Source organism: Bacillus sp. GMs2/2, from assembly GCF_050172095.1.
GTDB lineage: Bacteria > Bacillota > Bacilli > Bacillales > Bacillaceae_G > Bacillus_A > Bacillus_A cereus.
Genome location: NZ_JBNLYE010000162.1, coordinates 1 through 9090, shown reverse-complemented (window position 1 = coordinate 9090; position 9090 = coordinate 1). Strand labels below are relative to the sequence as shown.

Sequence of the window (9090 nt, the reverse complement as noted above, 5' to 3'; positions counted from 1 at the left end):
GAGTTCTTTTTTGTTTATCATACTATTTTATGAAACAAGTTAACTCTTTATATTGTGTTTTGTATAGAAATTTCTGATAATATATAAGTAGAACTTGAAAACAAAGGGGAGAAATAATCATGAAACTAGTCGTTATTAACGGTACACCAAGAAAATTTGGTAGAACTCGCGTGGTGGCAAAATATATTGCGGATCAATTTGAAGGGGAATTATATGATTTAGCAATTGAGGAGTTACCTTTATACAATGGAGAAGAGTCGCAACGTGATTTAGAGGCAGTAAAAAAATTAAAAACGTTAGTGAAAGCTGCGGATGGGGTTGTATTATGTACACCAGAATATCATAATGCGATGAGCGGTGCGCTGAAAAACTCTTTAGATTACTTAAGTAGTAGTGAATTTATTCATAAACCAGTTGCATTGTTAGCGGTTGCTGGTGGCGGTAAAGGTGGAATAAATGCATTAAACAGCATGCGAACGGTCGCTAGAGGTGTTTATGCAAATGCAATTCCAAAACAAGTTGTGCTTGATGGATTACATGTGCAAGATGGTGAACTTGGGGAAGATGCAAAACCATTAATTCATGATGTAGTTAAAGAATTAAAAGCATATATGAGCGTATATAAAGAGGTGAAAAAACAACTAGGAGTGGAGTGATATGTCCTCACTTTATCATGATTCTCGCTTGTATTACATTCTAGGAGCCAATAGTCTATCTGCTATTGGTTCCGGAATTGTTATGATAACGATTCCTTGGCTGTTAATTAAAGAGAGTGGAGGAGAGACAACATTTGGTTATGTTTCTATCATTGCAACCCTCATTATGTTTTTATTAACACCATTCATTGGGCAAAGTATTGATCGTTTTTCAAGAAAATCTTTATTGCTATGTAACGAAGGAATCGGAATAGCCGTAATCGGAATAATGGCTATATGGGGATTTGCTGGGCAACCTTATCATTCTATTCACTATATTCTTATTTATATAGCCGGATCATTCTACTATTTATTATTTTATCCTACAATATTTGCGTTCAACCAAGAGATATTTCAAGCAGAACATTATAAAAGTTTAAGTGGAACGATGGAAATACAAGGACAGTTAACACAAGTTATTTCTGGAGCGGCCGCGAGCTTCTTAATTGAAATTGTATCTTTGAAGTGGATTTTGTTAGTAGACATGTTAACTTTTGCTGGAGCATTTTTTCTTTTCTTATGTATACCGTACGTAAAGAAAAAAGAAGTGAAAAGAAAAATAACATTTAAGAAGCAATTGTTTGAAGGAATTCACTTTATGAAAAAACGTCCTAAGCTCTTTTGGTTCTTACTGGCCACTTATATGCCGTTTATAGGTGTTATGATGGCAAATTATTTAATACCAGTTTATATTTCAGATATACTTAAAGCCAATGCCTCTGTATACGCAATAGAGGGGATGATGTACGGTGTCGGAGCGGTTGTTGCAGGAATCTGTATTCCACTCATAATGAAATATGTAAAAACAGAAGTTTCAATCGTTATGACGATGTTCATTTATGTAATTTCAATTACCGCAATGATTATTGAACCTTCCGTAATTTTCTTATATGGACTTGCAATTTTTCAAGCAGTTGGAAATGCGGGTACAAGAGTGGCGAGAAATGTATTGATGATGGAGGAAATTCCAAACGAAGTAATGGGACGTGTAGACAGCTTATTTCGCCTAATTGGTACTGGAATACGAATTGTATTATTAATGCTGTTTACAGCGGGTGTATCTAAAGCCGGAGTAATGCTTCCGTTTTACGTATTAAGCTGCATATTGATCTTCTCATTAGGAATCGCTATTTATTATGTACTATCACAACGTAAAGTAGCGGCGAATGTTTCTAATAAATCAATCGTTTAAAAAAACACTTCTGCCGCCCTTTCTTTTTCTGTATAATAAAAAGAAAGGGAGTGCAAACTTATTTATGAACAAATGGATCTTTCTTATCATTTTATTATTACCGCCACTATACATCATTTATATGACGTTTAGAATGAACAAAGTTGCTCGTGAAAAGTTGAGCTATCACTCTCCGTACGTTCTTATACTGGGTGCAAAGTTATTTGGAGATAGACCGTCTTTATCTCTTCAAAATCGTTTGGATGTAGCGTTGGAGTATTTATTTTCCCATCCTGAAGCGAAAGTAATTGTTTCAGGTGGTCAAGGAGAAGATGAAGATATACCGGAAGCTCACAGCATGAGAAACTATTTAATGGCGCGCGGTATAGATGAGAGTCGTATTTTAATAGAAGATCAATCTACAAATACGTATGAAAACTTAAAGTTTAGTATGGATTTATATAATGTGAAACATGCGGTAGTTGTAAGTAATACGTATCATTTATATCGAACGAAAATAATTGCAAAGCGTTTAGGCATGAAGATGGAGGCACTAGCTGCTGAAACACCAATTCGTTCTAAGAGAAAAATGTATGTTCGCGAATATGCTGCTATTATGAAAACAATATTGTTCGACCGTTAGAGCTCAAATGTGAGCTCTTTTTTAATTTAAAAGCGTATCATTTGAAATGAATGCCATATTCCATCAAAATAAAGGAAACAACAGTAAAGGAGTTGTATTTGTGATTCAATTTAATCATGTGTCAAAATCGTATGAAGATGGCACGAAAGCAGTGGATTCATTGCATTTAGAAATTAAAAAGGGAGAATTTTTTGTTCTTATCGGTCCGAGTGGTTGCGGGAAAACCACGACAATGAAGATGATTAATCGTTTAATCGAAACGACTGAAGGATCGATTTTAATCGATGGAAAAGATATTCAACAATATAATATAAACGAATTACGTTGGGATATAGGATACGTGTTGCAACAGATTGCTTTGTTTCCTCATATGACAATCGCTGAAAATATTGCAGTTGTTCCTGAAATGAGGCAATGGAGCAAAAAAGAAATTAAAGCACGCGTCGATGACTTGTTACATATGGTTGGATTAGAGCCGGATATATATCGAGATCGTATGCCTGATGAATTGTCAGGAGGACAAAAACAACGTGTCGGTGTCGTGCGAGCATTAGCCGCAAACCCGAAAATCGTTCTTATGGATGAACCATTTAGTGCGTTAGATCCATTAAGTAGGGAACAGCTTCAGAAGGATATTGTACAGTTGCAAAAAAAGATTCAAAAAACAATCGTGTTCGTAACACATGATATGCAAGAAGCATTATCACTTGGAGATCGCATTTGTATTATGAAAGAAGGAAAAGTTGTTCAACTAGATACACCAGAAGGAATTATACATAATCCGAAAAATGAATTTGTAGAGGAGTTCATTGGAAATCATGGGCGAACTTGGTATGAGGGGAAAAGTGTAGCAGATGTATTGCCACTTGATCAAAGTGTGCAATTAGAAGGGCAGGCGCTATCATTACATTCTTCCTTACAAGAAGCACTAGTTCGTGTGCGTGATGAAGAGGTCGTTCCAGTTGAAGAAAACGGTCAATATATTGGAGCGTTAACAAGTCGTCATATTGTCAATTACATTGTTGAACAAATGAAGGAAAGAGGCTAAACAGTGACTAATTTTATACAAACGTTCCAAGAACGAAAAATAGAATTACTAACTGCATTAAGTGAGCATTTACAAATATCGCTTATTTCATTATTTTTTGCAGTAATTATAGCAGTGCCACTTGGCATCTTATTAACAAGAAAAGAACGAATGGCTGAATTTATAATAGGAACTTCTGCAGTAATGCAGACAGTGCCATCACTTGCATTGCTTGGACTCTTAATTCCGTTAGTAGGAATCGGAAAACTTCCAGCGATTATCGCATTAGTTGTGTATGCACTATTACCTATTTTACGAAATACATATACAGGAATAAGGGAATTAGATGAATCTCTAATAGAAGCCGCGAAAGCTATGGGGATGAATAGTTGGAGAAGATTGTGGAAGGTAGAACTTCCTCTTGCATTGCCTATTATTATGGCCGGTATTCGTACAGCGATGGTATTAATTGTTGGAACGGCTACATTAGCAGCTCTCATTGGTGCTGGTGGGCTCGGTAAGCTGATATTATTAGGTATAGATCGAAATGATCATGCACTTATCATTTTAGGGGCCGTACCAGCCGCGTTACTCGCTTTATTCTTTGATATAGTACTTCGCATACTTGAACGACCGAAACGCTCTTCTAAGCGTGTTATATTGACGATATGTATTGTTTGTATAATGATTGCTTCTCCACTTCTTTGGAGTACCGAAAAGAAAGATATTGTTATTGCGGGCAAACTTGGATCAGAACCTGAAATTTTAATTCAAATGTATAAGCAGCTTATTGAACAAGATACAGATTTACACGTACAATTAAAACCAGGTCTTGGGAAAACAGCATTTGTATTTGAAGCGTTGAAATCAGGGGAAGTAGATATATACCCAGAATTTTCAGGAACAGCTTTATCTACTTTCGTGAAAGAAGAACCAAAGAGTACAAATCGTGATGAAGTATATGAGCAGGCTCGCGTTGGAATGGAAAAGAAATATAATATGATTATGTTGAAGCCAATGGAGTATAACAATACATATGCACTAGCCATGCCGAAAAAAATAGCAGATCAAAAGAATATAAATACAATTTCTGATTTAGGGAATGTTGCGCAGGAAGCCAAAGTAGGATTTACATTGGAATTTGCTGATCGTGAAGATGGTTATAAAGGAATGCAAAAATTATATAACTATAAGTTCTCGAATGTTAAAACGATGGAGCCGAAGCTGCGTTATAGCGCAATTGAATCTGGAGATGTTAACGTAATTGATGCATATTCAACAGATAGTGAATTGGAGCAATACGGACTGAAAGTGCTAAAAGATGATAAAGGGTTATTCCCACCTTATCAAGGAGCACCATTATTAAGAAAAGAAACGTTACAGAAATATCCTGAACTTGAAAAGGTATTAAATAAATTATCTGGAAAGATTACAGATGAAGAAATGCGAAAAATGAATTATGAAGTTAACGTAAATGGTAAAAGTAGTGAAGAAGTCGCAAAACAATTTTTACAAAAAGAGAATTTACTTCGTTAAATTTACAAAAAATATACAAATTTATATGTTTGAAATGACCGTTCATTACAAAATGAGCGGTTTTTTTTGTGCATACTTATACATTTTTTCAAAAAAGTATTCCATTTTTGCTCATTTTCTTTTAGAATAAGTAATGTTTTCCTGAAAAAATATAAGAGAAACGTCTATTAGAGAAAAAGGTGACTTTAATAGTTGAACGAACATAACACCTAGAATGACAGATGGGGTGGTACAAATAGAAAAGAAGTTAGGATTTTTTCCATTAATCGCATTAGTAGTTGGAACAATGGTTGGTGGCGGTGTTTTTAGTTTACCGCATGATTTAGCAGTAGGAGCAAACAGTGGTGCAATAATAATTGGCTGGTGTATTACAGCGATGGGAATGATTCCCCTTGCGCTCGTATATCAAACGTTAGCAAGACAAAAACCGGAACTTGAAGGTGGAATTTATAGTTATGCACGTGCTGGTTTTGGTGAATATATTGGATTTAATAGTGCTTGGGGATATTGGCTAGCAGGAATCTTAGGTAATGTCGCAACAATTATGTTACTGTTTAGTACATTAGGTTATTTCTTTCCAATTTTCAAAGGAGGAAATAATGTTGCGTCTATCGTTGGGGCATCACTTTTATTATGGACACTTCATTTTCTAATTTTATTTGGGATCCGTGAAGCTTCTATTATGAATGTTATCGCAACAATAGGGAAGTTAGTTCCAATCGTTTTATTTATTGTTGTAATGGTAACAGCCTTTCGCTGGGACACATTTACACATGATTTTTGGGGAGAAGGAACGATCTCACTTTCCGCTATACTTGGTCAAGTGAAAAATACAATGCTTGTAACACTTTGGGTTTTCATTGGAGTTGAAGGAGCGGTTGTATTATCTGGAAGAGCGAAGAATAGTCGAGATGTTGGTAAGGCAACAGTATTGGGACTTATTTTAGTAATGTCCATTTATATTTTAATTTCTGTCCTGTCAATGGGAGCTATGACAAGAGGCGAACTTTCTGTGTTAGAAACTCCGTCAATGGGACATGTATTAGAGCACGTTGTTGGTCCATGGGGTGCAGTTGCGATTAACATCGGATTAGTTGCTTCACTTGTCGGTACATTAATTGGCTGGTTTTTACTTGTTTCTGAAATTTCTCATGTAGCAGGAAAAGATGGCGTATTTCCGAAAGTCTTTACGAAAACAAATAAAAAGCAAACACCGCACATGGCATTATGGATTTCAAATGGTGTTGCCCAAATTATATTTATCATCGTTTTGTTTTCGGAATCAACATATCAAATTATGTATTTCATTGCATCAACATCAATTTTATTACCATATTTATTATCAGCGTTATTCCAATTTAAATTAGTCATTACAAACGAGCTAAAAGACGCAAAATTAAAAAACGGAGCGTTGGCTTTAATTGCTTCTATTTACTCTGTATGGCTTCTTTATGCAGCTGGTTTAAAGAATTTACTACTCGTTTCAATTGTGTATGGAATTGGAATTATTGTTTACACGTTTGCAAGAAAAGAACAAGGGAACCGTTGCTTTGTAGGTGCAGAGAAATATGTGATGTGGGCAATTATTGTTGCGGCTATCACATCCATATATATGTTATTAACTGGAAATATAAAAATGTAAAAAGTCCTTTTTATTTAAAGGGCTTTTTTCTTTGTTTAGAGAATATTTACTACATAAGATATTCAGGAGGGATGAGAATGGAAAAAAAAGAACAGTTGTCTAGAATAATTGATTTAGCTAGTGAGTTAAGGAAAGTATTAGTGCAAGAATCTTTTTTTAATCATCATCCTGAACTGAGAGGAGTCATTGAAAATTTAGCAAGTTCTGTTGAAAATTTGGCGGAATTACAAATAAGTAAAGATGAAAACGCTGAAGATCGATTACGTTACGTACTTGCGAAAATGAAAATTGCTCATAATGCAATTTTACAAGAGAAAAAAGCATTTCCTTCTCATTAATATAAGTTTTTATTTTGAACCTGGCGGATAACGTCAGGTTTTTTATTTCTAGTTTTTCGTTTCTTTCATACACTAAGAATAGTATGAAAAAAGAAGGTGACTAAGGTGAAATTACATAAAGCTCTTCAGCCAAGTTTTATAAAACGAATGTACTATATGAGATTTTTAGGGAAATTTACAAAAGCTGAGAAAGAGAAGAGTGGAGAGAATTTCTTTGTACAATGCTTATCGCCAATACCATTCACTTTACAGGAACAATTTACAAATGAACCATATGTATTTGAAGGGTTATGTAGCAATAAAAAGAATGAAAAAATCTTTTCGGAATTAAAGAAGAGGAAATTAGAAAAGCAACTAGTAATGTTTCGTCTTTATTATGAAAGAGGAAATGTATACGTGGAGTTAATATGTACAGAAGAACCGAAAGAAATAGCAAGCAGCTATAAAATGATTCCGGCACCTAAAGTTACAAATAATAAAAAAAGAGAATCTTTAGAACGAAAACTTAGCAACGGTTATTTATCATTTCTTATGCCAAAATTTCCGAAAGACTTTGAGCCTCCCGAATTATTGTGGCACGATGGAAGACTTTACGGAAACATATCCCTAAAGTCATCAATTAGCTCAATCGCCTATTTTGAACAGAAACGTGAATGTAAATATATAAACTGCAGTGACTGGACGAAGTATGTAGAAATAGCGGTAGAAGATCAATTATATTTTGTAAGTGATTATGTGTATGAGCAATTAAAAAAACGAATGCATGAAGAAGGTAAGCTAGTTGAAGTAGAGGATATAAAAGTACAAAAAGATGAATGGGAATGGGATGAGCGTGAATCGTCTTTTTTACAGTATGTACAAAGTATGGTGCATAATAAAGGGTTATATTTGGATGAAACGGATATTTATAATTTCCATATAAGTGTAAAAACAAATATGTTAACGATTCTTGGTGGTATACCGGGCGTTGGGAAATCACGGTTTGTGCAAACTTATGCAGAAGCATTAGGGTTACAGTATGGGGAAGAGTTGGTTTGGATTCCGATTTCGCCATCGTATCAAGAACCACATGATTTACTTGGTTACCTTCATCCAAATGGTACTTTTATTGAAAGTGAAACGAAGTTAGTTAGAACGTTAATGAAGGCGAAAGAAAATCCCAATCAACTGTATATAATCGTTTTTGATGAAATGAACATGTCTTATATTGAGCATTGGTTTACTCCGTTTCTATCTGTTCTTGAACTTGAAACAAAAAATCGTATTTTAAACTTGTATGAGGGTGTACAGGACATAGAGAATTCAATTCCATCAACAATTGAAATTGGAGAAAATATTATATTTGTAGGTACTGTGAATTTTGATGAAACAACAAAAGAGCTCTCTGATCGATTATTAGATCGAACGAACCTAATAACGTTACAGAAAATTCCGTTTTGTGAGATGGACATGGAACAGGGGAAAGTCGTATTACATCCACCTTTGAAAGTAACAGCGGGAGAATTTCGGATAAATTGGATGAGAAATAAAGCGATGATTGAAGTGTTTTCTGAAGAAGAATTAGAGCTATTAGATAAGTTGCATGTCGTATTGTCATCACATGACGCGTCTAAGGGAATTTCTTTCCGATGTGCAAATGCAATTGCGACTTATTTGCAAAACATACCGTTCCAAAATAATCATACCTATATGATCAGTAGAGAAGAGGGGTTTGATTTACAAATAAAGCAACGTGTATTGACGAAAATCAGAGGGACCGAAATGATGGTTGGGCCTTTACTTTCTGAAGAAGCAAAAAGGGGGGCGACCTTAGTACCTCTTTTGCAATCTGCACTTGCAAACAGAGTATCTACATTTGAACACTCTTTAGCATATATACGAGAAAAACGTAGAGAACTGGAGCTGTATGGATATGCAAAATGAAGGGCGTTACGAAACAAAAATCGTTGATACGAATGAAACGCTCCCTTTTGTATTAAAGTTAATCATTGGAAATGAGGGGAAAGGAGATTATATTTTATTAAATCGTCTTTGTACA

The 9090-nt window shown here is 34.9% G+C and carries 8 protein-coding genes; all 8 read left to right on the top strand.

Features of this window, described 5'->3' with window-relative positions:
- Window positions 1–119: 119 nt before the first annotated feature.
- Window positions 120–656 carry an NADPH-dependent FMN reductase gene (locus ACQGS6_RS18135; RefSeq protein WP_000780355.1) on the top strand — a complete coding sequence of 179 codons (537 nt, stop codon included), beginning with the start codon at window positions 120–122 and terminating at the stop codon, window positions 654–656.
- A gap of 1 nt (window position 657) precedes the next feature.
- Window positions 658–1887 carry an MFS transporter gene (locus ACQGS6_RS18130; RefSeq protein WP_000097153.1) on the top strand — a complete coding sequence of 410 codons (1230 nt, stop codon included), beginning with the start codon at window positions 658–660 and terminating at the stop codon, window positions 1885–1887.
- Window positions 1888–1951: 64 nt separating this feature from the next.
- Window positions 1952–2509 carry a YdcF family protein gene (locus tag ACQGS6_RS18125; RefSeq protein WP_001987388.1) on the top strand — a complete coding sequence of 186 codons (558 nt, stop codon included), beginning with the start codon at window positions 1952–1954 and terminating at the stop codon, window positions 2507–2509.
- A 100-nt stretch (window positions 2510–2609) separates the two neighbouring features.
- A complete protein-coding gene (locus tag ACQGS6_RS18120) occupies window positions 2610–3557 on the top strand; it encodes an ABC transporter ATP-binding protein (protein WP_000614082.1) in 948 nt (315 codons plus the stop codon).
- Between the two features lie 3 nt (window positions 3558–3560).
- On the top strand, window positions 3561–5072 hold the full coding sequence (locus ACQGS6_RS18115) for an ABC transporter permease/substrate-binding protein (RefSeq protein ID WP_000181018.1): 1512 nt from the start codon (window positions 3561–3563) through the stop codon (window positions 5070–5072).
- A gap of 214 nt (window positions 5073–5286) precedes the next feature.
- Entirely contained in the window at window positions 5287–6714 is a 1428-nt protein-coding gene (locus tag ACQGS6_RS18110; protein ID WP_000129444.1) for a basic amino acid/polyamine antiporter, read from the top strand.
- A gap of 77 nt (window positions 6715–6791) precedes the next feature.
- Window positions 6792–7052: a hypothetical protein gene (locus ACQGS6_RS18105; protein WP_000412089.1), complete on the top strand. Its 261-nt coding sequence runs from the start codon at window positions 6792–6794 to the stop codon at window positions 7050–7052.
- 105 nt (window positions 7053–7157) lie between these two features.
- Entirely contained in the window at window positions 7158–8975 is a 1818-nt protein-coding gene (locus ACQGS6_RS18100) for an AAA family ATPase (RefSeq protein ID WP_000766199.1), read from the top strand.
- Window positions 8976–9090 lie beyond the last annotated feature (115 nt).